Annotated in this window: 21 protein-coding genes; 7 read left to right on the plus strand and 14 right to left on the minus strand. The window is 60.7% G+C overall.

Annotated features, from left to right (window positions below):
• Window positions 1–237 precede the first annotated feature (237 nt).
• On the plus strand, window positions 238–2,508 hold the full coding sequence (gene rlmKL / locus SLW75_RS07680) for a bifunctional 23S rRNA (guanine(2069)-N(7))-methyltransferase RlmK/23S rRNA (guanine(2445)-N(2))-methyltransferase RlmL (RefSeq protein ID WP_410934077.1): 2,271 nt from the start codon (window positions 238–240) through the stop codon (window positions 2,506–2,508).
• A 101-nt stretch (window positions 2,509–2,609) separates the two neighbouring features.
• On the opposite strand, the gene SLW75_RS07685 is transcribed toward rlmKL, so the two are convergent.
• Complete coding sequence (locus SLW75_RS07685) at window positions 2,610–3,002, minus strand: RidA family protein (protein WP_410934078.1); 393 nt, start codon at window positions 3,000–3,002, stop codon at window positions 2,610–2,612.
• A gap of 222 nt (window positions 3,003–3,224) precedes the next feature.
• Here SLW75_RS07685 and SLW75_RS07690 point away from each other — a divergent pair, with 222 nt between their 5' ends.
• On the plus strand, window positions 3,225–4,769 hold the full coding sequence (locus SLW75_RS07690; protein ID WP_410934079.1) for an EAL domain-containing protein: 1,545 nt from the start codon (window positions 3,225–3,227) through the stop codon (window positions 4,767–4,769).
• 139 nt (window positions 4,770–4,908) lie between these two features.
• Window positions 4,909–5,670 (plus strand): carbon-nitrogen hydrolase family protein, encoded by a 762-nt coding sequence (locus SLW75_RS07695; RefSeq protein ID WP_410934080.1) that lies wholly within the window; start codon window positions 4,909–4,911, stop codon window positions 5,668–5,670.
• 91 nt (window positions 5,671–5,761) lie between these two features.
• Here SLW75_RS07695 and SLW75_RS07700 read toward each other — a convergent pair whose 3' ends face one another.
• From SLW75_RS07700 to SLW75_RS07730, 7 genes are all read right to left on the minus strand, one after another.
• Window positions 5,762–6,028, minus strand: a complete 267-nt coding sequence (locus SLW75_RS07700; RefSeq protein WP_065988488.1) for a hypothetical protein — start codon at window positions 6,026–6,028, stop codon at window positions 5,762–5,764.
• Window positions 6,029–6,389: 361 nt separating this feature from the next.
• Window positions 6,390–6,704, minus strand: coding sequence for a hypothetical protein (locus SLW75_RS07705; RefSeq protein WP_065988487.1), 315 nt, complete (start codon window positions 6,702–6,704; stop codon window positions 6,390–6,392).
• A gap of 78 nt (window positions 6,705–6,782) precedes the next feature.
• The gene (locus SLW75_RS07710; protein WP_410934081.1) at window positions 6,783–8,267 is read right to left on the minus strand and encodes a DUF2723 domain-containing protein; all 1,485 of its coding nucleotides are present in this window, start codon (window positions 8,265–8,267) and stop codon (window positions 6,783–6,785) included.
• Between the two features lie 38 nt (window positions 8,268–8,305).
• Complete coding sequence (locus SLW75_RS07715) at window positions 8,306–9,292, minus strand: YbhN family protein (RefSeq protein ID WP_192130250.1); 987 nt, start codon at window positions 9,290–9,292, stop codon at window positions 8,306–8,308.
• Window positions 9,289–10,029 (minus strand): SDR family oxidoreductase, encoded by a 741-nt coding sequence (locus SLW75_RS07720; protein ID WP_065988738.1) that lies wholly within the window; start codon window positions 10,027–10,029, stop codon window positions 9,289–9,291. The genes SLW75_RS07715 and SLW75_RS07720 overlap by 4 nt, the downstream gene beginning before the upstream one ends.
• Before the next feature lie 8 nt (window positions 10,030–10,037).
• Window positions 10,038–11,354 carry an FAD-dependent oxidoreductase gene (locus SLW75_RS07725; protein WP_410934082.1) on the minus strand — a complete coding sequence of 439 codons (1,317 nt, stop codon included), beginning with the start codon at window positions 11,352–11,354 and terminating at the stop codon, window positions 10,038–10,040.
• Complete coding sequence (locus SLW75_RS07730; RefSeq protein ID WP_410934083.1) at window positions 11,351–12,802, minus strand: UbiA family prenyltransferase; 1,452 nt, start codon at window positions 12,800–12,802, stop codon at window positions 11,351–11,353. The genes SLW75_RS07725 and SLW75_RS07730 overlap by 4 nt, the downstream gene beginning before the upstream one ends.
• Window positions 12,803–13,154: 352 nt before the next feature.
• Between SLW75_RS07730 and norR the strand changes: the two genes are divergently transcribed.
• The gene (gene norR / locus SLW75_RS07735; RefSeq protein WP_410934374.1) at window positions 13,155–14,732 is read left to right on the plus strand and encodes a nitric oxide reductase transcriptional regulator NorR; all 1,578 of its coding nucleotides are present in this window, start codon (window positions 13,155–13,157) and stop codon (window positions 14,730–14,732) included.
• Window positions 14,733–15,859: 1,127 nt separating this feature from the next.
• On the opposite strand, the gene SLW75_RS07740 is transcribed toward norR, so the two are convergent.
• Entirely contained in the window at window positions 15,860–17,296 is a 1,437-nt protein-coding gene (locus SLW75_RS07740) for an MFS transporter (RefSeq protein WP_410934084.1), read from the minus strand.
• Between the two features lie 114 nt (window positions 17,297–17,410).
• Here SLW75_RS07740 and SLW75_RS07745 point away from each other — a divergent pair, with 114 nt between their 5' ends.
• Window positions 17,411–18,730 (plus strand): Nramp family divalent metal transporter, encoded by a 1,320-nt coding sequence (locus tag SLW75_RS07745; RefSeq protein WP_410934085.1) that lies wholly within the window; start codon window positions 17,411–17,413, stop codon window positions 18,728–18,730.
• 29 nt (window positions 18,731–18,759) lie between these two features.
• On the opposite strand, the gene SLW75_RS07750 is transcribed toward SLW75_RS07745, so the two are convergent.
• The 3 genes from SLW75_RS07750 to SLW75_RS07760 all read right to left on the minus strand — a co-directional run bounded on the left by SLW75_RS07750 (window position 18,760) and on the right by SLW75_RS07760 (window position 20,718).
• Window positions 18,760–19,218, minus strand: coding sequence for a DUF2214 family protein (locus SLW75_RS07750; RefSeq protein WP_296312698.1), 459 nt, complete (start codon window positions 19,216–19,218; stop codon window positions 18,760–18,762).
• Window positions 19,219–19,341: 123 nt separating this feature from the next.
• Entirely contained in the window at window positions 19,342–19,473 is a 132-nt protein-coding gene (locus tag SLW75_RS07755; protein ID WP_274605101.1) for a hypothetical protein, read from the minus strand.
• A gap of 114 nt (window positions 19,474–19,587) precedes the next feature.
• Window positions 19,588–20,718 (minus strand): peptidase C39 family protein, encoded by a 1,131-nt coding sequence (locus SLW75_RS07760; protein WP_410934086.1) that lies wholly within the window; start codon window positions 20,716–20,718, stop codon window positions 19,588–19,590.
• An 89-nt stretch (window positions 20,719–20,807) separates the two neighbouring features.
• On the opposite strand from SLW75_RS07760, the gene SLW75_RS07765 reads away from it, so the two are divergent.
• Both SLW75_RS07765 and SLW75_RS07770 read left to right on the plus strand, forming a co-directional pair.
• Window positions 20,808–22,391, plus strand: a complete 1,584-nt coding sequence (locus tag SLW75_RS07765) for a RimK family protein (protein WP_410934087.1) — start codon at window positions 20,808–20,810, stop codon at window positions 22,389–22,391.
• Window positions 22,392–22,395: 4 nt separating this feature from the next.
• Window positions 22,396–23,328: a magnesium transporter CorA family protein gene (locus tag SLW75_RS07770; protein ID WP_410934088.1), complete on the plus strand. Its 933-nt coding sequence runs from the start codon at window positions 22,396–22,398 to the stop codon at window positions 23,326–23,328.
• Between the two features lie 44 nt (window positions 23,329–23,372).
• On the opposite strand, the gene pbpG is transcribed toward SLW75_RS07770, so the two are convergent.
• Both pbpG and SLW75_RS07780 read right to left on the minus strand, forming a co-directional pair.
• Complete coding sequence (gene pbpG / locus SLW75_RS07775) at window positions 23,373–24,308, minus strand: D-alanyl-D-alanine endopeptidase (protein ID WP_065988771.1); 936 nt, start codon at window positions 24,306–24,308, stop codon at window positions 23,373–23,375.
• A 337-nt stretch (window positions 24,309–24,645) separates the two neighbouring features.
• Entirely contained in the window at window positions 24,646–24,828 is a 183-nt protein-coding gene (locus SLW75_RS07780; RefSeq protein WP_065988772.1) for a hypothetical protein, read from the minus strand.
• Window positions 24,829–25,066: the final 238 nt, after the last annotated feature.

Genomic DNA, 25,066 nt, shown 5'->3' on the forward strand with positions numbered 1-25,066 from the left:
CGACGAAGGGTCAGCGATGTGACTTTTTATTGCAGCCGCCGTCGTGCTGAATAGTGTTTTTTTAGCATCAAAACGTCGGCGCTCAAGTGCTGGCGGACCGTCGCACTCGAAATGTATCGGTGCGAGGGACAGGCACAAACTGTGTGCCGCGCAGGCGTCCTCCTTGAAAGGCGTTTGTTGGAATCGGGTCGGACAATGCGTTGTCCGGCCGCTATAGCCTTAGGCTCTGGAATACTCATGTCGGACCGTTACGAACTTTTCCTCACCTGCCCAAAAGGCCTCGAAGGCTTGCTGGCCGAGGAAGCCACCGCCCTCGGTCTCGAGGAAACCCGCGAACACACTTCCGCCATCCGCGGCACCGCCGACATGGAAACTGCCTACCGGCTGTGCCTGTGGTCGCGGCTTGCCAACCGGGTGCTGCTGGTGCTCAAGCGTTTCCCGATGAAGGACGCCGAGGACCTCTACCACGGCGTGCACGACATCGAGTGGGCTGACCATCTGGAAGCGGAAGGCACGCTGGCCGTGGAGTTCAGCGGTCATGGTTCGGGCATCGACAACACCCATTTTGGTGCTTTGAAGGTCAAGGACGGCATCGTAGACCGCCTGCGCACGGCAGACGGCGTACGCCCGTCGGTCGACAAGCTCAACCCGGATCTGCGCGTGCACCTGCGTCTGGACCGGGGCGAAGCGATTCTGTCCCTGGATCTGTCCGGCCACAGCCTGCACCAGCGCGGCTATCGTCTGCAGCAGGGCGCCGCGCCGCTCAAGGAAAACCTCGCCGCCGCGATCCTGATCCGTTCGGGCTGGCCGCGCATTGCCGCTGAAGGCGGCGCACTGGCTGACCCGATGTGCGGCGTGGGTACGTTCCTGGTCGAAGCGGCGATGATTGCCGCCGACATCGCGCCCAACCTCAAGCGCGAGCGCTGGGGTTTCTCGGCGTGGCTGGGTCACGTGCCGGCGATCTGGCGCAAGCTGCATGACGAAGCGCAGGCACGTGCGCAAGCGGGCCTGGCCAAGCCGCCGCTGTGGATCCGTGGTTACGAAGCCGATCCGCGCCTGATTCAGCCAGGCCGCAACAACGTCGAGCGCGCCGGCCTGAGCGAGTGGATCAAGATCTACCAAGGCGAAGTGGCGACGTTCGAGCCGCGTCCCGACCAGAACCAGACCGGTCTGGTGATCTGCAACCCGCCGTACGGCGAGCGTCTTGGCGACGAGGCGAGCCTGTTGTACCTCTATCAGAACCTCGGCGAGCGTCTGCGTCAGGCCTGCCTGAACTGGGAAGCGGCGGTGTTCACCGGCGCGCCCGATCTGGGCAAGCGCATGGGCATTCGCAGCCACAAGCAATACGCGTTCTGGAACGGCGCACTGCCGTGCAAGCTGTTGTTGATCAAAGTGCTGCCGGATCAGTTCGTCACCGGCGAGCGTCGCACCCCGGAGCAGCGTCAGGCCGAGCGTGAGCAAGCCGCTTACGATCAGGCGCCGGACGAGCCCCAAGAGCGCCAGTACAACAAGAATGGCAACCCGATCAAGCCGACGCCGGCCCCTGCGCCGGTCATCGAGCAACCGCGCCTGAGCGAGGGCGGGCAGATGTTCGCCAATCGCTTGCAGAAGAACGTCAAGGCGCTGGGCAAGTGGGTCAAGCGCGAAGGCATCGATTGCTACCGCGTCTACGATGCGGACATGCCCGAGTACGCCATGGCCATCGACCTGTACCACGACTGGGTCCACGTTCAGGAATACGTCGCGCCGAAGTCCATCGACCCGGAAAAGGCTTCGATCCGCATGTTCGACGCCCTGGCGGCCATTCCCCAGGCGCTCGGCATCGACAAGAGCCGCGTGGTAGTCAAGCGCCGCGAACGGCAGAGCGGCACCAAGCAGTACGAACGCCAGAGCGCCCAGGGCAAATTCAATGAGGTCAACGAAGGCGGCGTGAAGCTCCTGGTCAACCTCACCGATTACCTGGACACCGGCCTGTTCCTCGATCACCGGCCGATGCGCATGCGCATTCAGCGCGAAGCGGCGGGCAAGCGTTTCCTCAACCTGTACTGCTACACCGCGACCGCCAGCGTGCACGCGGCCAAGGGCGGGGCGCGCAGCACCACCAGCGTCGACCTGTCGAAAACCTATCTGGACTGGGCGCGTCGCAACCTGTCGCTGAACGGTTTCTCGGACAAGAACCGTCTGGAGCAAGGCGACGTGATGGTGTGGCTGGAGGCCAGTCGCGAAGAGTACGACCTGATCTTCATCGACCCGCCGACCTTCTCCAACTCCAAGCGCATGGAAGGCGTGTTCGACGTGCAGCGCGATCAGGTTCAACTGATCGACCTGGCGATGGCGCGCCTGGCGCCGGGCGGCGTGCTGTATTTCTCCAATAACTTCCGCAAATTCCAGCTCGAAGAGACGCTGGTCGAGCGTTATGCGGTGGAAGAAATCACCCAGCACACGGTCGACCCGGACTTTGCACGCAACGGCAAAATTCACCGCGCCTGGAAGATCACCGCGCGTTGAGGCAAATCGCCAGGCTGACGTGTCGGAATACCCGGCGGGTCAGCCTGCGTTATCCGAGCCCTTTCGCCTTGCGTGTCCCGCGCATGGCACCCCCTTCATGATCAGCGCTGCACCGCGACGCATTTGATTTCCACCAGCAGGCCAGGCTTTGCGAGGTCGCTGACGCCCAGGCATGTCCATGCACAGGTGCCACGAGGGAAGACGCTGTCCTTGACCGCCCTGAATACGGGCATATGGCTGTGCAGATCGATGTGGTAGGTGGTCAGATCGACGACGTCCTCGAAGGTGCATCCTCCAGCGGCCAATACACGCCGCAGGTTTTCCCACGCTGCCAGGAATTGTTGCTCCGGGTCTTCGATCACGGCCAGCTCATGGGTTCGACCGACCTGGCCGGCACAGTAGAGGGTTTTGCCGACCTTGACGGCAGGGGCATAGCCTGCGCGTTCGGCGAGCAGGCGCATTTCATCCGGGACGATGAGTTGACGGTCGGTCATGGGAGGCTGCCTGGAAGTCGGTCGGAGCCGCACGCTATCTCAGGTGCCGGACGTCCGTCCAGTGAGTGGCCTTTGGGTTTTCGAGCGGCGATGGGGTGTACAGAATGTCTTAGGGGTGAAAACGTTCCGCGCCTTCTTGCTCGGTCGTTCCGGATAAATCACACTCTGAACGAGAGGTAATGAGCATCAGTACAGGATGAGTCCATTTTTTGAGGCAAGGGAATGCGTAAATCCAGAGTCATCATCATAGCCACCCTGTCAGGGCTGATAGGGGCAGTTCTTCCTATGATCACGATGGCTCACATTTCCTGGGAAAGGGCGCTGGCCAAAGAAAGGACTCATTTGGCGACTTACTCCGAGCGAGCGCTCAAAAACATTAGCTTGTCATTGCAACAAGGGCTCAATGTTATAGCGCAGATGGAGAACTGGGCTGGGGTGCCGTGTTCTCCAGAGCATATTTCGTTAATGCGAAAAGCGACCGTGAACACCCGTGCGGTCGAAGAAATTGATTATCTCGAGCGAGGGTCGCTTGCCTGCACATCATGGGGGGGCACGTCGATACTGTCTGGATCGACGACGTCGACTTATACCGATGCGAGAGGCTATAAAATCAATGTTCGCCTGATCCCGAGTGACCAGGGGATCCAGCCGATCACGATCATGCATCGTGGCGCCTACCGCGTCCTTATAAATGCGGGAAGGCTCAGCGACATCATTCTGGATGATCGAATGCAACTCGGTGTTTTCTACCAAGGCCAATTGGTGAATATTTCCCAGGGAGCGGATGAGAAGACGATTTCCCAACTCGTATCAAACCGAGATCGCAAGAGTAAAGACTATCTCTATGCTGTTTCCACTCAAGACGACTGGTCCGCCCTCGTGGCTGAGCCGATAAAAAGCGTCGACACCAGCTTTTACAGCGAGTTGGCCTGGATGCTGCCCATAGGACTTGGGATAGGTTTCATTGTCGTATTGTCGGTCATCCGGATCATGCGAATCAGACTCTCGCCGATGGCCGAGATGCAGATCGCAATCGCCCAGCGGGAGTTCACTGTTCACTATCAACCGATCATTGATCTTGAAACAGAAGAATGTACTGGGGCCGAGGCGTTGGTTCGGTGGCTGAGACCAGACGGCACGGTTGTGGCCCCTGATCAGTTCATTCCGCTGGCTGAAGAAACAGGGCTGATTTTGCCCATCACTGACCAGGTCATCCAGGGCGTCGTCAGAGACATGGCGCAACTTCTACGAGATAACCGGCGTCTTCATGTGGCCATCAACATCTGTGCAGATGATCTTAAATCCGGGCGTTTTCTTGACACGCTTGATCAAGCGTTGAAAGGCTCGATGATTAACAACAGTCAAATATGGATAGAGGCCACTGAGCGAGGCTTCATCGATGTCGAATCGGCCGTTACGACACTAAAAAAAGCGCGGGCGCTGGGCTTCAAGATTGCAATCGATGACTTTGGTACGGGCTACTCCAGTTTGCAATATCTTGAGCGCCTTCCTGTCAATGTGCTCAAGATTGATAAATCCTTCGTGGACGCCATCGATAAATCTTCAGCGTCCAGTTCGGTGGTGACGCATATTATTGCAATGGCTAAAACGCTGGGTCTGGAAATTGTTGCCGAGGGCATCGAGAGCCCCCATCAGGCAGATTACCTGCGGCTGTATAAGGTGGATTACGCCCAAGGCTGGTTATATTCGAAAGCATTGCCCTCTCAGGATTTTCTAAACTTTGTTAATACCCAGAAAAACCGCTAGGGAGTCTCCGCGATGTCAGACGGGTCGAGGAGCTGTGCAGCGTGAAGAATACACGGCGCGTGCCTGACCGCTTGCCGCCGCAACGTCAGTTGATCGAAGCATTCGTCACTCCCTCGCTGTCTGAAAAAAACGAGTTCCTATGACAAACCTCGTGATATGTGCTGCTCAATACTGCTCGGTCGCCGGTGACATCAACGTCAACATCGACCGGCATCTTCACACCATGCGCCGCGCGGTCGAGCATGGCGTTCAGTTTCTGCTGTTCCCCGAGTTGTCCTTGACCGGCTACGAGCCGTTCCTCGCGCGCGAACTCGCTCAGACACCTGACGCCGAGTGTTTGCAACCGCTGCGTGAGCTCGCGGCGCAGTCAGGGGTGATCACCGTGGTGGGGCTGCCACTGCGTCAACCCGGCAGCGAAATCATACTGATTGGCGCACTGGTGATGGCCGCCGATGGATCGCAGTCGGTCTACACCAAGCAGCATCTTCATCCGGGCGAAGAGGCGGTTTTCAGTGGCGGGGAGGGCGGTGCGCTGGTGGATATCGGCGCCGAGCGCATTGCGCTCTCGGTCTGTGCGGATTTTACCCACGCCACCCACGCCCAGGCAGCGGCGCAAGTTGGCGCCAGTCTGTACGCCAGCAGCGTCTTGATCAGCGAAGAAGGCTATGCGCGAGACGCTGAATTGCTGCAGAGCTATGCCTGTGCGCATTCGATGGGCGTGTTGATGGCCAACCATGGCGGACCGTCGGGAGGCTGGGCCTGCGCGGGACGCAGCGCATTTTGGTCACCCGGAGGTGAGCGGGTGGTAAGCGCGACGGGTACGGGCGACTGCCTGGTGATTGCCCGTCGGCATGAAGGCGTGTGGGAGGGCGAGGTTGTCGAGCGACCGACTCTGTCTTGAATCAGTTCTGCTGACAAGCCAGCGTCGGGCAATTACAAGTAGCAGGGCACCTCGGCGGTGCCCGCTGCGCTGAGTTTTTGCTCAACAGAGATCAATGCACCGCCCACGAACGGGGCGCCGGGGTGTGGCTGAATTTCGAGATGCCTTTGACCCAGAATCGTCGATGGGCCGTCTGGTCCGGCGGCAGCAACGGCTGGCTCGACCATTGATGATGACGTTTGGCTTCATCGCGATATGCTTTCCACTCCATGGCTTCGGCGGTGTCCTGCGCGGCGCGTTCGTCATCGAACCAGCCCAAAACAGATACTTCACCTTGATCGCGGCCATGCTCTACCAGCAGAAAAATGTTTGTGTACATGCTTTTGCCTTTCACTGATCGGGTCCAACCCGCTATTGGGGCTCTACAAATAGCGTATCGACAGCGACGGCGGAAAATTTAGGCCCGTGTTTCTCCTCGGGTTTTGCAATGAAAAGTCATACGCTTTCCCGGCTAAAGCAGTCCTGCGGAATGCCGCAATTCCATCGGATGACCGGCTTCAGCCGGGAAGAGGCCGGGTGGTCCACCCTTGATGACCTTTGGGCAGTGGCGTGAGGCGGTCGGCCTTTCCCGGGAATGAAACCAGAAACGAAAAAAGGGCCGAATCATATTCGGCCCTTCATCGTATTCAGTGCTGCCTCGGCGCTACGTTCGCTCAGAGGCACACGGTCAGCACAGCGATTTACTTGCTGCCGCTGGAACCGCTCGCGCCACCACCGGTACCGCCGCCGCTGCCGCCCATGCCGCTGCCATTGGTCATGCCGCCGCCGTCAGCGTCACCACGGTTGGTGCCGTTGGTGCTGCCCATGCCTTTGGTCCCTGGGGTCGACGTGCCCGGGGAGCTGCCGTCGTTGTTTTGACCGCTGGTAGAGGTGCTTGGCTTCGGACCGTTCTTGTCGATCGGATCGGTTGGGCCGGTGGAACCAGCGAACGCGGAGCCAGTAGCAACAGCCATCAGGCCAGCGAGTGTCAGGGCAGTCAATTTAGTCTTGATCATGATGTGAATCCCTTTGTTGTCATGGATACCTATTGGTCAACCCGCCAACGCAAGAGGTGCATTCGATCCGACGGACGGTCATCCGCCTCTCAGTGGATTCACGAGCACGTTTGGGCTGCTTTGCCCGTCCGCTTTTTTCGCGCGCAATTCGTACCCCACCGCCAACGTCTGCAGATCAAAGCGATCAGAGATGCTTGAGCAGTAACTGGTCCGCGCCAGGAAGGCACCCGGGCCATTCAAGTACGACTCGATGTTTTGTGCGCCCTCGCACAGCGCCACGGTTCGTCCTTTGAGCAGGCCGCTGGCTTGCGCCGAACGCAATGCGCCGTTGGGCGTCCAGTCCGCAACAATCAGCGCGCCTAGGGGAGCTGATTGTTCGTAACTGTGCACGAACGCCTCCGCCGAACGATCGCGCAAGTACGGCGCCATGAAGTAATGGATATCGTCACGGAAAGGCAGCGCTTCCTTGTGGGTGGGCAGCGCAACGACACCGCTGGCGTAAATCGCGTACACCGTCAGAAGGGTCACCGGGCCGCTGAGGGGCAGGGCATAGGCGACAACGGCGGCATTGTGCCGCGCCAGCCACGCCTGCACATGGATCACGCCGATGATGCTCAACAGCACCGCGCCCGGCAGAAAAAACGTGAAGCGGTCGGTGACGTTGTATGAGACGGCGAAGAGGAAGTTCAGCACCGCCGCGCACCACAGCAGCCGCAGCCGCCGGCTTTTCGGGAACAGCACCAGCGCCACCAGTTGCGGGCCGAGCAGGGAAAGCATCAGCAGCACCACCGAGTTCTTCTCGTGCCACATGTCGTCGAAGCGAAACAGCGAACCCTGCCAGCTCTGTTCCGTGGTTTTGTCGGGGATGCCAATCAGGTAACGGTGGCCGATGTCGATCAGGCTCAAGCCGTTTTGCAGCTCCTGCAAAATACCGGGGATCGCCACCGCAAAGCCCAGCACAAACCCCGGGATCGTCAACAGCACCCGCGCCCTGTGCTGCCAGACCAGCTGCACGTAGAGCGGGAACAGCACGATGAACGTCAGTTGGTGAATGGCGGCGGCGAGGCCGGTGAGGATGCCGATGACGAACAGCGCGGTGAGCAGGCCCAAGCGCGATTTATCGCGAAAATGCACCATGTAGGCCAGGGTTACCAGCAGCGTGTGCAGCAGATACACCTCGGCTTTGGTCGAGACCCAGAACACGCAATGGCACAACACCGCCGCGGCAATCGCCAGCAAGGCCTGCTGCGACGTCGCGCCGACGCCTTTGGCCAGACGAAAGATCGCCCAGCCCAGTGGGATCAGCAGCATCGAGTTCATGAAACTCAGCACCAGCGGGCCGAAGTGAGCGAACAGCGCCGTGGTCACGAACAGGTACAACGGGTGATCCAGCGGGCCGAGGGTGTCGCTGAAATAGCGACCCTCCGAGGCGTCGGCGATGAAGATGCCGTTGTCCATCCATTGAATCGGGCCGCTGGAGGCCAGAAAGCTCCAGACCACGGCGGCCACCGCCAGCAACAGGGGAATGCCGAATAACGCTCGATAACGTACTGCTGCCACCATGACTTGCACTCCTGTCCCTTTAATCCCGTCGAAAAGCGTTATTGAACCGGTTGAGCCTGAGGCGTTGCAGCCTCGCTTTTGAGCCTGATCAGCATCACCGCGCCGATGGCCACGGCGAACCACAGCGTGGCCAGACGAATCAGCACGGTGGCGGCCACGGCGTCGGCGCTGTCCATGCCTTTCCAGACCAGCAGGCCGACCATCACCGCCTCCGCGCCGCCCAGTCCACCAGGCATGAAACTCACTGCGCCGGCCAGCATTGCCAGGGCGTAGACAAACACCGCGAACGTCAGCGGGATATCCGCGCCCATCCATTTCAGAATCCAGTCGAACGCCAGGGCTTCGGCGCTCCAGGCGACCACGCTCAATGCGGTCAGCCCGAGCATCAGACGCAGGCGATGGCATTGCTGCGCATGCACCAGCACTTGCAGCAGATGGCGCAGCAGCCCGAGCACCTTGCCGCCACCTACAGGCACCTTGTCGGTGATCCGCTCAAGCAGGCGACGTTGCGACAGCACCACCAGCCCGACCGCCACCAGCGCCACGCCGACCACGATCATCGGCCATGCCTGGGGGTACAGCGACAGGCCGAACAGGGTCAGCAAGACCACCGCGAACAGGTCCGACAGCCGCTCGCTGAAAAACGCCGCGAAACTCTGCGGGTAGGGCACGCCCCAGCGTTTCAGCAGCACGCCGCGCAACGCTTCTCCGGCCTTGCCCGGCGTGGTGGTCAGGGCAAAGCCGGCCAGATAAATGTTCAGGCTCGGCCGCCACGGCATGGGATGGCCGAGCACTTTCAGGTAGGTCTGCCAACGCACAAAGCGCAGGCCGTAGTTGACCGATGACATGAGCAGCGCGATGACAATGCCCACCAGCCCGACCTCGCTCACCGCAGCGCCCACTGCCTGCCAGCCGCCCCACAGCGAAAAACCGAGATAGCCCAACGCCGAGCCGACCACCGACAGCACCACCGCGCGGTAGCGCCAGCCGGACAGGTGCGAAGTCTCGGGCACCGCTTCGCTCACAGGTTCAGCCTCTTGAACACCGGCTGCGGGATCGAACGAATGACCAGCATGATCAGCGCCCAGAAACCCGGTGCGTAGAGCGTCGGCACCTTGTTGGCGATGCCTTTGACGATGCGCTGGGCGACCTGGGCCGGCTGTGCCAGCAGGGCCGCCGGCAACGACAGCCCCTGGGTCATCGGCGTGTCGACAAAGCCCGGTTTGATGGTGGTGACGTGCACGCCGACTTTGAACAGCCGCGCCTGCAAGCCTTCGCAGTAGGTCGACACCGCCGCCTTGGCGCTGCCGTAGAGGTAATTGGAAGGGCGACCCCGGTCAGCCGCTACCGAAGAAATGATCGCCAGACTGCCGCAGCGCTGGGTTTCGAACTGCATCGCCAGCACCGTGAGCAGGGCAATCACCGAGGTGCAGTTGTTGGCGAATTCCTTCAGCGCCAGGTGGACGTCGCGCTCACAGGCCTTCTGATCGGGCAGCGTGCCGTGGGCGATCAGGGCGATGTCGATCTGTCCCAGCGCAGTCAGGCAGCGGCCCATCATCAGCGGATGCGCCTCGATGTCGTTGGCGTCCATCTCGTGCAGCGTGACGTGGGTCGCTCCGCGCGCCTTGAGGTCGGCGGCGGTCTGCTGCAGCTTCTCGACGTTGCGCGCCACCAGGAAAAAATCGCTGCCTTCCGTGGCCCACAACCGTGCGCACGCGCTGGCGATGGCGGAGGTGGCGCCGATGATCAGGACTTTCTTCACTGCAGTTTTCATAGGATCACACGGCTCCAGAAACGGGACATCAAAGAGGGATCGCGCAGCGCTTCCAACTGCTCCCAGGCGGGGTAGGCCCGCCGGAAATCGGCACCGCTCATGTGGGCGTCCTTGGCCGGGTACAAGCGCCCGCCAGCGGCGCGAACAATGTCGTCCAGACGCGGGAACAACACGTTCTCCAGCGCCTCGCTCTGGGCAAAATCCAGCGCCAGGGAGGTGCCTTCCAGGGGGAACGACAGCAGCCCCGGCGAGGCTATATCGCCACAGCGCTTGAGCACGGCAAGGAACGACCCCTGGCCGGCGTCGGCAATGGTGCGCAGCAGTTCGCCCATGGCCGCTTCGGCATTCGCCGCAGGCACGACGCACTGGTATTGCTGAAACCCCCGGCGGCCATAAATCCGGTTCCAGTGCAGGATCCGGTCGAGGGGGTAGAAGAACGGTTCGTAGGCGCTGCGGCCCTGCTTGCGCTGGCTGGGGTGCAGACGCCAGTAGAGGTTGTTGAAGGCGCTGAGGGACACTTTGTTGATCAGCGATACCGGCGGCGTCAGCGGCACGCTGAGCTTTTTGCGCTGACCGACGTCGAGGGAGCCGTACTGCGCGTGATCGCCGACGATGAACACCCCGCGTCCGGTCTCGGCGCCCTTGGCCAGGCAGTCGACCCAGGCAACGCTGTACTCATGACGCGCGTCCAGCTCGGCCGACAGCGCAAAAAACTCGGCCAGATTGGCGAAGCGCACCGTGGTGGTGTCGATCTGGCTGGCGCGGATCGGCATCAACTGGATCTGCGCCCAGTGAATGACCCCGGTCAGGCCGAGCCCGCCGATGCTCGCGGCGAACAGGGCTGGTTGATCTTCAGGCGAGCAGATCACCTCCGGCTCGCCGTGGCGCAACAGGCCGAAGCTCAGCAGGTAGCGGCCAAAGGTGCCGCGCACATGATGGTTTTTGCCGTGAACGTCATTGGCGATGGCGCCGCCGAGGGTGGCGAACTGGGTCCCGGGCGTCACCGGCAAAAACCAGCCTTGGGGGATGGCCACGGCCAGCACTTCCGCCAGGGTGATGCCGGCCTCGGCCTTGATCACGCCGGTGCTCCAGTCGGCTTCGATCAGCCGGTCCAGCGAGCGCATGTGCAGCACCTCATCGCTGGCCGCCAGGCAACTGTCGCCGTAACTGCGGCCGTTGCCGTAGGGCAGGCTGCTGCGGTGGGCGCCGATCACGCGGTCCATCTGCGCAGGCAATTCGTCGAGCCACACACAGCCATGACCCCGTTGTGGACGAAGGGGGAAACGTCCCCAGGAATACAACGGCGTGCTCATGCGGCGATCCAGAACATCATCAGAAACGCCGCGCCGATCAGCTGACTGGTGCGGTCGCGGATGGCGAACACCACCGGGTCTTCGTTCATCTGCCCGCGATGGGTCAGCATCCACACCCGCGTCACCCAGAACAGCAGCAGCGGGCAGGCCAGCCAGATGATGTGCGGGGTGACGTACAGCTCAGTGGTTTTCGCGTCCTGGATGTACAGCGCCAGGACCATCACCGCGAGGTAACCCGACGACGCTCCCAGTGAGGCAATCATGTCGAGATCGCCCGGGTGATAGCCGCGGCCCCTCGCCAACGTATTGATCTCCCGGGCGCGGGCATCGCGCAACTCGGCGTAACGCTTGACCATGGCCAGGCTGAGGAAAATGAACATCGAGAAGGCGAGGATCCAGAACGTCAGAGTGAGGCTGAACGCCGCGACGCCGGCAATGATTCGCGCGGTGTAGAGCATCGCCAGGGCGATCACGTCCCAGGCCATCAGGCGTTTGAGTCTCAGCGAGTAGGTCAGGGTCAGGCCGTAGTAGGCGGCCATCACCGCTGAAAACTGCCACGGCAACAGCAGCATCGCGGCGCCGAAGGCCATCGCCAGCAGCGCCGGCACCATCACTAGCCCGGTCTTGATCGACAGGCGGCCACTGGCGAACGGTCGGTTGCATTTGCTTTTGTGATGGCGGTCGTCGCACAGGTCCAGCAGGTCATTGAGGATGTAGACGCTGGAGGCGCACATGCCGAAACAAAGGAACGCGATGACGCCGTCGCGCATCAACTCGAACTGCGCCAGGCGATGGGACGCCAATAGCGGCACGAAGATCAGCGCGTTTTTCAACCACTGGTGCAAGCGCAGGGCCTTGCGCCAGTCCCGCAGGCCCGGCGAGTTGCTGCGGATAGTCGGCTCGACGCTGACTTGTGCTTTTACTTGGGCTTCCACCCCTCTGTCGGGATTGACCACATAGGCCTGGCGGGACACATTCCATATGGGCAAGTCATCTTTCGAGTTGCCGATGTAATCGAATCCGCCCTCGCCGAAGTGGGCAACTAACAGGTCACGTTTGTTGTGGCCGGACAAGTTGCGGTGGGTATTGGACGCCAGCACCAGATCGAATAATTGCAAGTGTTCGGCGATTCGCTCGGCGAGGCTTACATGACTCGCCGTCGCCAGTACCACCATGCGGCCGGTGTCTCGTTCGCGCTGGATCATTTCGATGATCTGCGGATCGTAAGGCAGCACGGAGACGTCTATTTCGGTGCTCAGCGCCAGGCCTTCTTTCAGCGCGGCTTTGCCTTTGAACAGCCAGCCCAGCATTTTCAGGGTTTTCAGCGGCTGGCCACGAATGAACGCCATGGCCGTCTCCATGAGCAAATCCGAGCGCAATAACGTGCCGTCGAGATCAACTACCAAGGGAGGGTAAGTTTCAAGAACTCGTCCCTGAATTCTGGCCATAGTGAGTGCTCCTGTGGGGTCGGCTGACTATAAACAAAATCGGATGTTCACAACTTCATTTAAATTAAAGGGCCCCGGGCGTGACGTCGGCGAGGTGGCGTCAGAATTAAGTAGCGAGTTTTTGAGAAAAGTGAGCGCGGCAGTTTTTCATTTATTACACAAGCGCTGCCGGAGAATTGGCGACCAACTAATGACTTCTCGGCAATGACGGTTTAGTGCCGTGTTTAATACGGCGATTCACGGCTATGTGTGTGTAGCGTGCTTCCTGCAGACCGGCGGGAGCTGCGTTGGCGACGGCGCTGTCGTTTCGACTGGCATCGCAGTCATAATGACTCGCCACTGCCCCCTTCCCATGCCGTTGCCGGGAGTTCTCATGACCCATCCTTTGCTGCTGGCGCTCACTCCGCTGGTCGCCGACCTGTCCCGGGACCTGCCGGACGATGAGCGCTACCGACGCCTGCTGCGGTCACTGCGCCAGCTATTCCCGTGTGACGCCGTGGCGTTGCTCAAGCTGGAGGATGAGGCGCTGGTGCCTTTGTCGGTCGAGGGACTGAGTCCGGATACCCTGGGGCGACGGTTCCGGCTGGGGGAGCACCCGCGGCTGGACATCATTCTGCAAAACCGCGAACCGACCCGCTTCTCCACCGACTGCGATCTGCCGGACCCTTACGACGGGTTGGTTGAAGGCGTGCACGGCGACCTGGAAGTGCACGATTGCCTCGGTTGCCCACTGTATTTGCAGAACATGCTGTGGGGGGTGATGACCCTGGATTCCCTGGATCCTGCACGCTTTGGCCAGGCCGATCTGGGCAATCTCCAGGCGTTTGCCAGCCTGGCGGCGGCAACGGTGATGGCCAGCGAACGGATCAGCCAACTGGCCCGTGGCTTTGAGGATCAGCGCCAGTTGGCCGAGGTGTACAAACGCGCCGCAGGCGGACGCGGGCCTCGGGAGCTGATCGGGCAAAGCCCGGTGCACAAGCGTTTGCAGCAGGAAATCCAGCTGGTGGGCAACAGCCCGCTGACGGTGTTGATCACGGGCGAAACCGGCGTCGGCAAGGAGTTGGTCGCGGAGGCCATTCACCTTCAGTCGCCGCGGGCGGCGAAGCCACTGATCAGCCTTAACTGCGCCGCGCTGCCCGAACTGTTGGTGGAGAGCGAGCTGTTCGGCCATGTGAAAGGCGCGTTCTCCGGAGCGGTCAGCGGACGCAGCGGCAAGTTCGAGCTGGCCCATGGCGGTTCGTTGTTCCTCGACGAGGTCGGCGAGCTGCCGCTGCCAGTGCAGTCGAAGTTGCTGCGGGTGTTGCAGAGCGGCCAGTTGCAGCGCGTCGGGTCCGATCAAGAGCATCGCGTGGACGTGCGCATCATCGCCGCGACCAACCGTGATCTGGCAGAAGAAGTGCGCGCCGGGCGCTTCCGCGCGGATCTCTATCACCGCCTGAGCGTTTACCCGTTGGTGGTGCCGCCGTTGCGCGAACGGGGGCGCGATGTGTTGTTGCTGGCGGGGTATTTCCTCGAGGAGAACCGGGCGCGGATGGGGCTGCGCAGTTTGCGCTTGAGTCCGGAGGCGCAGGCGGTGCTGTTGGCGTATGCATGGCCGGGAAACGTGCGGGAGCTGGAGCATCTGATCAGCCGCGCGGTGCTCAAGGCGCTGTCGGTGCAGGGTGAGCGGCCGCGGATTTTGACGATCGAGGCGGATGTTTTGGGGCTTGATGAGTCAGGGGGGCCTGCTCCTGTTGTGTTGCATTCGAATGGCGTCATGCCGGTGATTCAGCCGGGCGAGGGGTTGAAGCGGGCGGTGGACGGGTTTCAGAAGCGGTTGATCGGCGAGGCGCTGGAGCGGCATCAGGGCAAATGGGCGGATGTGGCGCGGGAGCTGGACGTTGATCGGGCTAACCTCAGTCGCCTGGCCCGGCGACTCGGGATTCGGTAGGTTTTTTAAATCAAGGCCAAAGGGGACTCAAGGCCAAAGGGGACTGATTTATTTACAGCGCTTCACCGTCAGGCCAAAGGGGACTGATTTATTTACAGCGCTTCACCGTAAATTAATCTGTCCCCGGGGTATGCGGTGCGGCTTCCTACGTCAAGATCAAGGGCGTCTGCCTAGGGGCAGACTGTTTCGCCTTCGGCGAGTTACTTGGAAAAGCACCCCAAGTAACCAAAGGTGCTTGCTCTCGGTTTGGTTCCTCCTTCGTCGGAATACCCTCACTCCGGTCCCGCTCCGTGGGCCCGCGCCGAACGGACATCCATGTCCTGACGGCGCTCTCGCCGCATCCCTGCGGCTCGGCCCACTGCGCGAGACCTGCGTTCAGCCTGCACCCAAGTCGCGATTTGTGTTGTCAGGACTTTTTGTGGAGAAAGATCAAAAGCAACGGCAACGGCAACGGCAACGGCAGCGGCAACGGCAACGGCAACGGCTTCCCGGCTGAAGCCGGTCCTACAGTCGGAGCCAATCCCACTGGATGCATGCGCTGCTCTTAGTGGGACCGGCTTTAGCCGGGAAGAGGCCAGCCCAGGCACCAACAATTTTGCTGATCGCACACCCATACTGTGCGAGCTTGCTCGCGAATGCTTTATCTCTAACACCAAAGATCCGGTGGATGTACCGATCCCTTCGTGAGCAAGCTCACTCCCACAAGTCCCCTAGGCCTGATCTGCTCCTGATCTGCTCCTGATCTGCTTTTGATCTTCATACACAGAAATTCCAGACACCACCAAACGCGACTTTGGTGCAGGCTGAACGCAGGTCTCGTGGAGTGGGCCGAGCCGCATGGATGCGGCGAGAGCTGCCCCCCGCCATGGATGGCGGATGGCAGCGGGCCCACGGAGCGAGACCGGAGTGAAGGAACCCTGACGAAGGAAGGGCCCAGCCAGGAGCAGGCACTTTTGCTTACTTTTAGGCTTTTCAAAAGTAAGTCGCCGAAGGCGAAACAGCCTGCCCCTAGGCAGGCGCTCTTGATCTAAAGGATCTTGATCTTCTACCAGCCGCACCGCGCAACCGGGGACAGATTAATTTACGGTGAAGCGCTGTAAATAAATCAGTCCCCTAGCGATGGTCCCCTAGCGATGAGCAATATCTTCGAGCGCCAGATTCCGCGTCTTCGGCCCAAACCCCCCAATCGTAATGATCACAATCAACATACTCATCACAATGAACGTCAGCACCCCCGGCGTGCCGAAGTGATCCAGAAACAACCCGATCAACAAACTGCTGAACACCGTCGACAGACGACTGAACGAATAACAAAACCCCACCGCCCGGGCGCGGATATTGGTCGGGAACAACTCGCTCTGATACGAGTGATAACTGAAACTCAGCCACGCATTGCAAAACGTAATCATCACCCCGCAAAAAATCAGCCCGACGGCCGTCGTCTGCTGCGCGAACAGCGTGCCGAAAATCATCGAGCCCAGCGCCGAGCCGACAATTTGCCACTTATTCTCGAACCGATTGGCGAACTTCACAAACAACAACGGCCCAAGGGGATAGGCGAGGGTGATCACGAAGGCATACGCCAGACTGTGGGTCACGCTCACGCCTTGCCCCGACAGCAACGCAGGCAGCCAGTTACCGAAACCGAAAAAGCCGATCGCCTGGAACACATGAAAGACAATCAGCATCAGCGCGCGGCGGCGATACGGCGGTTGCCAGATGTCAGCGAAACGGCCTTTGCCTTCGACCGCCACGTTGTGGGTTTCCGGCTCGTCCAGTGCCTGGCCGTGGTCCTTCACGCAGCGGGCTTCGAGGTCGTCCATGATCTTTTCGGCCTCGCTGAAGCGGCCGTGTTGCGCCAGCCAGCGCGGTGATTCCGGCAGGCGCGAGCGCAGCCGCCAGATGAACAGCGCAAACACTGCACTGGCCAACACCACCCAGCGCCAGCCAGCGATGCCGAACGGGTCTTGCGGCACCAGCCACCAGGACATCAATGCCACCGACGGCACCGACAGGAACTGCACGAAAAACGCGAAGGCGAACGCCGAGCTGCGCATGCGCTTGGGCACCAGTTCCGAGAGGTACGCGTCGATGGTCACCAGCTCGATGCCCAGGCCGATGCCCACCAGAAAGCGCATGCAGATGATGCCCAGTGCCGAGGTCTGAATGCCCATCAGCACCGTGGCGACGGTGTACCAGATCAACGCGAAGGTGAAGATCGCGCGGCGGCCGTAGCGGTCGGCGATCGGGCTCAGCAGGCTGGCACCGAGGAACAGTCCCAGAAAGGTGGCCGAGGCAAACGCCGCCTGATCGGAAAAGCCGAACACGCCCTGGGCCCCGGTGGCGAACAGCCCGTCGCGAATCAGACCGGGGCTGATATAGGCGGTCTGAAACAAATCGTAGAGCTCGAAGAAACCGCCAATGGACAACAGCGCCACCAGCTTCCAGATCGTGGCGACGGCGGGCAGTCGGTCGATGCGCGCGGAAATCCGCGCAGCACGTATCGGGTCGACGCCGTCACGGGTCGAATGGGCGTTGTCAGGGCTATCGGGCACGGCATGCATTATTGTTTTTTCCGGATCGGTGAGACGCAGCATGTTAGTGCCCCAGAGATTCAAGACAAAACATTTCTGCACGTTTAAGCTCCGGGACTGACTGCCACCACGTTTCGGATTCCCGTGAAGTACAAACTCCCGACCACTGCCACCGCGCCATTCTGCCCGTCGGCGACCACCGACAGCGTCGCCATTCCCGCCAATGCGTCGTTCCTGCGCAAGCTGATGCTGTTCGTCGGCCCCGGCCTGTTGATTTCCATCGGCTACATGGACCCCGGCAACTGGGCCACCGCCATCGAGGCCGGCTCGCGCTTCGGTTATTCGCTGTTGTTCGTGGTGGTGCTGGCCAGTCTGTCGGGCATGGTGCTGCAGAACCTGTGTTCGCGACTGGGCATCGCCACCGGCCGCGATCTGGCGCAGCTGTCGTCCGAGCACTACAGCCGCCGGGTCGGCATGGGCCAGTGGGTTCTCGCCGAGCTGTCGATCCTTGCGACCGATCTGGCAGAAGTGCTGGGTGCTGCGCTGGCGTTTCACTTGCTGCTGGGGGTGTCGATCACCACGGGCGTGGCGCTGACGGCGTTTGACACGGTCATCGTGCTGGCCTTGCAGGGCGCCAATTTCCGGCGTCTCGAAGCCATCGTGCTGGGGCTGATCGCGACCATCGCAACGTGTTTCTTTATCGAGCTGGTGCTGATCAAACCGTTCTGGCCGGACGTCGTCGCAGGGCTCAAGCCGTCGTGGGAGATGCTGAGTAATCAGGAACCGCTGTACATCGCCATCGGCATTCTCGGTGCAACCGTGATGCCCCATAACCTGTACCTGCATTCATCGGTGGTGCAGACCCGGGTCAACGGCACGTCGGTGGAAAGCAAGGCCAGCGCCATTCGTTACGCCCGGGTCGACACCATCGCCTCTCTGAGTCTGGCGCTGGTGATCAACGCGGCCATTCTGATTCTGGCGGCTGCCGCGTTCCACGGCACCGGCCACACCGACATCGTGGAAATCCAGGACGCCTACCATCTGCTGGATCCGCTGGTGGGCGGCGCGGTCGCCAGCGTGCTGTTCGGCGTCGCGCTGCTGGCGGCAGGGCAGAGCTCAACGTTCACCGGGACCATCGCCGGCCAAGTGGTGCTGGAAGGTTTTCTCAAGGCGAAGATCCCGTGCTGGCAACGCCGTCTGGCCACCCGCGGCCTGGCGCTGATTCCGGCGTTCATTGGGGTGATCTGGTTCGGCGACGGCGCGGTGGGCAAGATGCTGGTGCTCAGCCAGGTCGTCCTCAGCCTGCAATTGCCCTTCGCGCTGTGGCCGCTGATCCGCTTCACCAGCGACAAACAATTGATGGGCTCGTTCGCCAACAGTCGCCTGACCAAAACCCTGGCCTGGGGCCTGTTCGGATTGATCTCGGGCGCGAACCTGACCCTCATGTATTTCTGGGTGGTCTGACAGACAGAGGTCAGGGCATCGCCCCGGCCTCAACTCAGCAATATCCCCCGCGCCATGCCCGTGGCGGCGATGACGATGATGACCATCAGCAACGCCTCCATGTGGCTGATCCGGGCGAAACGGCGCGACAGGGACGTATCAATGGGCTGGTTCTTTTTGAATGCGATGCGCCATTTGATCAACGCGAACATCGGCACCACTTCCAGCGCGAGAATGGCCACGAACGCCGCCATTTTCAGGTGAAACAGTGGCTGATGCAGGTAATAGTACGAGCCTTTTTCCAGCCCGCCGAACGCCCGAAATGCCCCGGTCACCAGCAGAACCCCTGCTGAGACGCCCCAGATATTGTCGACCACGAACACATCCCTGAACGATCTCGGATCGTCCGTGCGCAGCCGCCGCAACGCCCGTCCCCTCGCCAGCACCGCCGCTATCGCAAAACCGAACGCCAGCAGGTGCACCGCAGCCAGTACCCATTTGATGAGCATGTTTGAACTCCCCCGAGCGATGTGCGAAGCAAGCGTCACCTGCACAAGCGTAGCGGGTCGTTGGCGTTACGCCTTGACCGATCAAGTGGGGCAAGAAAAATAATCCGTCGGGGGCGCCGTCGCTCATTTCTGCAGGTGGCGTCGTTTTTCCAGGCGTGGCTTGCGACGCGGATGAACGAAATCAAAGTAAAACGCCGAAAGTCCAAATACCGCTATCACCGAAACAATCACCAGACCGATCACCGAGTTATCCATCACACTTATTCCACCCATCGCCTAAAGGCCGAGCGCCTATTCATTCCGTTTGCAGGTGCAACTGCAATCAATACGACGGGATCTTTACGCGAACGACGTCTTGACTGACGCCGTTTATATAGGCGCGTGCCCCTGCGGCTGCCCCTCTGCATATAGAACAACCGCTGCGCGAAGTTTGTCGGCACCAAAACAACTCATGCCGGCGAACTCTTTATGACTGACCGGCATGTATTGGCAGTCCATGGCCTGACGCTGTTGGCTGTGATCAATGTCGGGGTCGTGCAAGTAAACGAAATCGTCATCGCACCCCGTGACCAGCACCCAATGCGGCGCCTTGGAGCGGGTCAGCCGATAGCTGCTGATCAGCACCAGCGCCAGACCGTTGTCCTGTTGCAGTTGCCAGAGATTGAGCGGCGCACTGCCCAGTTGACGGACCGCGCTGCCAGCCAGTTCGCGGCTGAACTCCTCGTGCACCAGGCGCATGACTTCGCGCTTCTCTTCGCTGCGCACACCGGCAAGAAACAACGGTCCGCGCACCGACACCTGCAGGCCGACCTCGAACCCACGTCGCAACGCTGCCAGCGCCAGGCCCTGGGGGCTGCAACCGCCATGGCCCGAGGTCATGAACACCGTGGTCGCCTCGCGCCAGATCTGCAACTCCTCGTGGCGCTGCATGGCGCGCGGCGGTTGCAGGGCTTTCATGGCCATCAGCAGGCAAGCCGGACCGCAGCTGAAGTCCAGCGTTTGCGGGTAGTAGGGCACGTGGCGAGTGAAGCCGGTGGCGTGTTCGCGGATGCGTTTTTCGTAGCGCAATGCCGGGGCGTGGTCTTCGTAGTAGTCGTCGATGCGGTCGAACAGCCGATAGCCGTTGCGCTCGTAAAGACGAATCGCCGGGGCGTTGTCCGGCCGGACTTCGAGCCGCAAATAGGCACACTCACGCTCAAGGGCATGCTGTTCAGCCTGGGCCAACAGGTGCTGCCCGAGGCCCTGACCCCGGGCATCGTCGCTGATCGCCAGGGAATAAAGCCGGCCCAGAGAAGTGCCGCGATGAAACAGCACCAGCGCGTAACCGGCCAGGCGTTGTTCGGGCTGATCACTCAGCGCGACGATCAATCGCGCGTTGGCCCGCGTGACCATCCAGTGAAAGCTGCGCGCATTCAGGCGGTCGGATTCAAAGCACTGGTTTTCCAGCACCAGCAGCTCGTCCACATCGGCCGGCCGGGCGAGGCGATATATAAAGTTCATGTCAGGCACCGTAAAGAGTGAGTAACGAAACGGGACATTTCTACAAAGCCATGTTTTATAGAAAGGACTGTTTCCCGAAGGATCAACTCATGAATGCGGTGCCGGTGAAGACCGACGAAGTATCAGCACAACCTCAGCGTTCGGCAACTTTAAATGTCAATCCGCTGAAACCTGTTTCAACCCGAAGCCAACTGTTGATTGTGGTGGAGCGGCTCGAAGACTGGTCGTCTTACTTGCCCAGCGAACACTTGATCAGCGCCCAGGACTATCTTGAAAACCCGCCTCAGAACAATGCCAGTCAGCGGGTGCAGGTGATTAACCTGTGCCGCAGTTATCGCTACCTCGGCCACGGTTATTACTGCTCGCTGCTGGCCGAAGCCCGGGGTCACCACGTGATTCCATCGGTGAAAACCATCAGCGAGCTGACCCGCAAATCCCTCTACGGCCTGGCGCTGGATGACCTCGACAAGCGCCTCGAACACGCGCTGCGTGACCATCCGTACGACGAAACCGAAGGCTTCACCCTGAGCCTGTATTTCGGTCAGACCGATCTCGCGCCGTTGCAGGATATGGCCCGTCAGCTGTTCGAGGCGTTTCCGGCGCCGATCCTGCTGGTGGAGTTTCGCAAGCGCGACAACTGGCACATCGTCGGCATCAAGACCGGCGCCTTGACCCGCCTGCGCGATCATCAGCAGGACCAGTTCGCCCAGTCCCTGGACAGTTTCAGCCGCAAGATCTGGCGCCAGCCCCGGTCACGTCGCACCTATCGCTACGACCTGGCGATTCTGCACGACCCGCAGGAAGCGCTGCCGCCGTCCAACCCCAAGGCGCTGGACAACTTCATCCGCGTCGGCCAGCAACTGGGCGTGGACGTCGAGCTGATCGAGAAGAAGGACTACTCACGGCTGGCTGAATACGACGCGCTGCTGATCCGCGAGACCACCAGCGTCGACAACCACACCTACCGCTTCGCCAAGAAGGCCGAGAGCGAAGGGCTGGTGGTGATGGATGACCCGGCGTCAATCCTGCGCTGCACCAACAAGGTCTACCTGACCGACCTGCTCAAGAGCCACAAGCTGGGCATGCCGGCCACGGAAATCCTCTACAAGGAGCGACCGGATGATTTGGAGCACGTCGCGGCACGACTGGGCTTTCCCTTGGTGCTGAAAATACCCGACGGCTGCTTTTCCAAGGGCGTGATCAAAGTGCAGGACGCGAAGCAGTTGCAGGATGCGGCGCGGGAGCTGTTCGAGCACTCGGTGCTGCTGCTGGCCCAGGAATACCTCTACACCGAATATGACTGGCGCATTGGCGTGCTCAATCGCAAGCCAGTGTTCGCCTGTCAGTACTTCATGTCCAAGGGGCACTGGCAGATTTACAACCACAAGGCCATCGACGCGGAGATCAACGGCGAGTGCCGCACCCTGGCCGTTCATGATGCGCCGCGCGCCGTGGTGGACCTGGCGGTGAAGACGGCCAACCTGATTGGCGACGGGCTGTATGGCGTCGACTTGAAGCAATCCGGCGACCGCGTGGTGGTGATCGAAGTCAACGACAACCCCAACCTCGACGCCGGCATCGAAGACGCCTGGCTGCAGGACGACTTGTACGCGCTGGTGCTGGAGGAGTTCATTCGCCGGCTCGACATCAAACGTCGCGGTCTGGCGGGTTAGGGCGGTGGTCAAGGGTCACCGCCTTGAGGCGGGCCGGTTACGGGAATGCGCCGAAGCCGATGCGAGTGTGCTGTGGTTCAGCGATCCGGACGCAGCGGAAAAGACCCTGCTGCTGGAGCGCTTCAATCTGGACGACCACGCCCTGGCCTCGGCGCTCGACCCCGACGAGGTGTCGCGCATCGAATTTCACCCGGACGCGCTGTTCATGATCTGGAAGCGCCCGGAAAACTATTCGGGCAAGGACACCTTTTCCTTCGACGTGTCATCGTTCGGGGTGCTGCTCAGCCCCCATCACATGGTGCTGATCTGCGCGGACGAGCGACAGTTCGGCGACCTGGGACAGCACCGGCCGATGCACACGCTGCTGGACGTGTTGCTGGAGGTGTTGTTCCACAACATCCATCATTATCTGGGTCACCTCAAGGTGATCAAGATGATCGCACGGGAACTGCAACAGCAGTTCAATGCCTCGATGGACAGCCGCCATCTGGTGCAGATGTTCAACCTGAGCGAAAGCCTGGTCTATTACATCAACGCCATCGACAGCAACGGCTCGGTGCTGACGCGCCTGCGCAATCATGCGCACAAACATCAGTTTTCCGGCGACAGCCTGGCGCTGATCGAAGACATGATCATCGAGAACGAGCAGTGCCATAAACAGGCGAACATCTATTCCACGGTGTTCGCCAGCCTGATGGACGCGCGGGGCAATCTGGTCAACAACAACACCAACAATCTGTTTCGCAAGCTGACGTTGATCAATGTGGTGTTCTTGCCATTGAATCTGGTGGCGGGGATTGGCGGGATGTCGGAATTCAGCATGATGACCACGCCCGTCCCGTGGTGGGTCAGTTATCCGGCGTTGCTGGTCGGCATGGCCGGGCTGGGCGTGGGGATGGTGGTGATACTCAAGCGCATGGCGCGGGCGAGTCAGTGATCAGTGGGAGCCCGGCGGGTTCCCACTGAACGTGGCGGGAGGTGTTATTCCGACGCCTGCAAACCTTTCTGCCTCAGCACCTGATTCTTTTCTTTCTTGTACTGCAGGGCGACTTCCGGCGCCGGACCGCTTTTGCCGGTCTCCATCCACAAGCGCATGCGGCTGGCATCGGCGAAGTGGGTGTATTTGCCGAAGGCATCGAGAATCACCACCGACACAGGACGATTGGCCATGCTGGTCAACAGCACCAGGCAGTGGCCGGCCTGGTTGGTGAAGCCTGTCTTGGTCAGCTTGATGTCCCAGTTGGATTTACGCACCAGGTGGTCGGTGTTGCTGAAGCCGAGGATGTAATTCGGCTTGCGGAAGGTCACTGTTTTTTCAGGCGTGGTGCTCAGCTCGCGCAGCATCGGGTAATTACGTGCGGCGAGGGCCAGCTTGGTCAGATCCCGCGCGGTGGAAACGTTGTAGACCGACAGGCCGGTGGGCTCCATGTACACGGTGTGGTTCATGCCGAGCGCCTTGGCCTTGGCATTCATCGCCCGGATGAAGGCCGGGTAGCCGCCCGGGTAGCTGTGGGCCAGGCTCGCCGCGGCGCGGTTTTCCGACGACATCAGGGTGATCAGCATCATGTCGTGGCGGTTCAGCTCACTGCCCAGCTTGACCCGGGAGAACACGCCTTTCATTTCGGCGGTCTGGGAGATGTCGACCTTGATCATCTCGTCCATGGGCAGCTTGGCGTCGAGGGTGACCATCGCGGTCATCAGCTTGGTCACCGAGGCGATCGGCACGACGATGTCGGGGTTGCTCGCATATAGCACCTGACCCGTTTGCAGGTCGGTAATCATGGCGCTGCCGGAAGCCAGATGCAGATTGGCCGGATCGCGATTGAAGGTCGGTGATTCTTTGGCCAGTGTGACGGTGGAAAGTGCGCAGCCTGTAAGTGCAAATAATAGGCCGATGACGGTTGGGCGGATTTTCAAGAGCAACGCTCACTTAATGATGGAAATAGCGTGGAACGTCGGACTTTCTTCAAGGACGACAACACGTTCGGCGCATTTTAGGAGCAAGTTTCTGAAGTTGTCGATGGGCTGGCGCGGGGTTTCGTTAATAAACCGCTGTTGTATAGCTCAGGTTCAGTTGGCGGATCCAAAAAGCCTGTATTTAAAAGGGTCGAATTGCTGTTTATGGCGCGCCTGACGGTCATGGCCGCGCATCAAAACCGGATCGGCGCGCAAAAAAAAGCCCGCGTCATTAAAGAGGCAGGCTAAAGGGGTGTGCGGAGCAACGCACGATTCGCAGGGATAAGGGAACAGGGTTTCAGCTGTTGAGCGGGGGGTGTTCAAGCTGCTGCGACAGCGCTTGCGCGGCCGGCAGTGAAGGCAAAGGGCCGCTGACGGGTTCGCCATCGTGCATCAAGTACCAGCACGCCAGCAGACCGCGCTCACGAAGCTGGGCGGGTACTGCGCTGCCGACAACCGACATGATTTGTACCTTGGTCATAGGGGCCTCCATCAATCTATGGCGCCACTGTACGGCGCGACCGGTTGATCCAGAAATCAACGCGCTCGATAGTCGTCATTGATGAGCGGGTAGGGGCACTGATGGGCGCACGTGCGCAAAACCGGGCTGCGGTCCGGCATAAATGCTGCGCAAACAAAAACCCCGCCGAGGAGGCGGGGTCAGTATGGGGTGAGGGCTGCGACCCTGAATCGGCAGCCTTCCGGCCGGGAAAGCCGCT

The organism is Pseudomonas sp. W5-01, assembly GCF_046540435.1.
Classification (GTDB): Bacteria; Pseudomonadota; Gammaproteobacteria; order Pseudomonadales; family Pseudomonadaceae; genus Aquipseudomonas; species Aquipseudomonas graminis_B.

What these genes read in the sequence shown, in the direction of transcription:
- rlmKL (WP_410934077.1), top strand. Translation starts at nt 238, where the DNA reads ATGTCGGACCGTTACGAACTTTTCCTCACCTGCCCAAAAGGCCTCGAA.
- SLW75_RS07685 (WP_410934078.1), bottom strand. Translation starts at nt 3,002, where the DNA reads ATGACCGACCGTCAACTCATCGTCCCGGATGAAATGCGCCTGCTCGCC.
- SLW75_RS07690 (WP_410934079.1), top strand. Translation starts at nt 3,225, where the DNA reads ATGCGTAAATCCAGAGTCATCATCATAGCCACCCTGTCAGGGCTGATA.
- SLW75_RS07695 (WP_410934080.1), top strand. Translation starts at nt 4,909, where the DNA reads ATGACAAACCTCGTGATATGTGCTGCTCAATACTGCTCGGTCGCCGGT.
- SLW75_RS07700 (WP_065988488.1), bottom strand. Translation starts at nt 6,028, where the DNA reads ATGTACACAAACATTTTTCTGCTGGTAGAGCATGGCCGCGATCAAGGT.
- SLW75_RS07705 (WP_065988487.1), bottom strand. Translation starts at nt 6,704, where the DNA reads ATGATCAAGACTAAATTGACTGCCCTGACACTCGCTGGCCTGATGGCT.
- SLW75_RS07710 (WP_410934081.1), bottom strand. Translation starts at nt 8,267, where the DNA reads ATGGTGGCAGCAGTACGTTATCGAGCGTTATTCGGCATTCCCCTGTTG.
- SLW75_RS07725 (WP_410934082.1), bottom strand. Translation starts at nt 11,354, where the DNA reads ATGAGCACGCCGTTGTATTCCTGGGGACGTTTCCCCCTTCGTCCACAA.
- SLW75_RS07730 (WP_410934083.1), bottom strand. Translation starts at nt 12,802, where the DNA reads ATGGCCAGAATTCAGGGACGAGTTCTTGAAACTTACCCTCCCTTGGTA.
- norR (WP_410934374.1), top strand. Translation starts at nt 13,155, where the DNA reads ATGCCGTTGCCGGGAGTTCTCATGACCCATCCTTTGCTGCTGGCGCTC.
- SLW75_RS07740 (WP_410934084.1), bottom strand. Translation starts at nt 17,296, where the DNA reads ATGCATGCCGTGCCCGATAGCCCTGACAACGCCCATTCGACCCGTGAC.
- SLW75_RS07750 (WP_296312698.1), bottom strand. Translation starts at nt 19,218, where the DNA reads ATGCTCATCAAATGGGTACTGGCTGCGGTGCACCTGCTGGCGTTCGGT.
- SLW75_RS07755 (WP_274605101.1), bottom strand. Translation starts at nt 19,473, where the DNA reads ATGGATAACTCGGTGATCGGTCTGGTGATTGTTTCGGTGATAGCGGTA.
- SLW75_RS07760 (WP_410934086.1), bottom strand. Translation starts at nt 20,718, where the DNA reads ATGAACTTTATATATCGCCTCGCCCGGCCGGCCGATGTGGACGAGCTG.
- SLW75_RS07765 (WP_410934087.1), top strand. Translation starts at nt 20,808, where the DNA reads ATGAATGCGGTGCCGGTGAAGACCGACGAAGTATCAGCACAACCTCAG.
- SLW75_RS07780 (WP_065988772.1), bottom strand. Translation starts at nt 24,828, where the DNA reads ATGACCAAGGTACAAATCATGTCGGTTGTCGGCAGCGCAGTACCCGCC.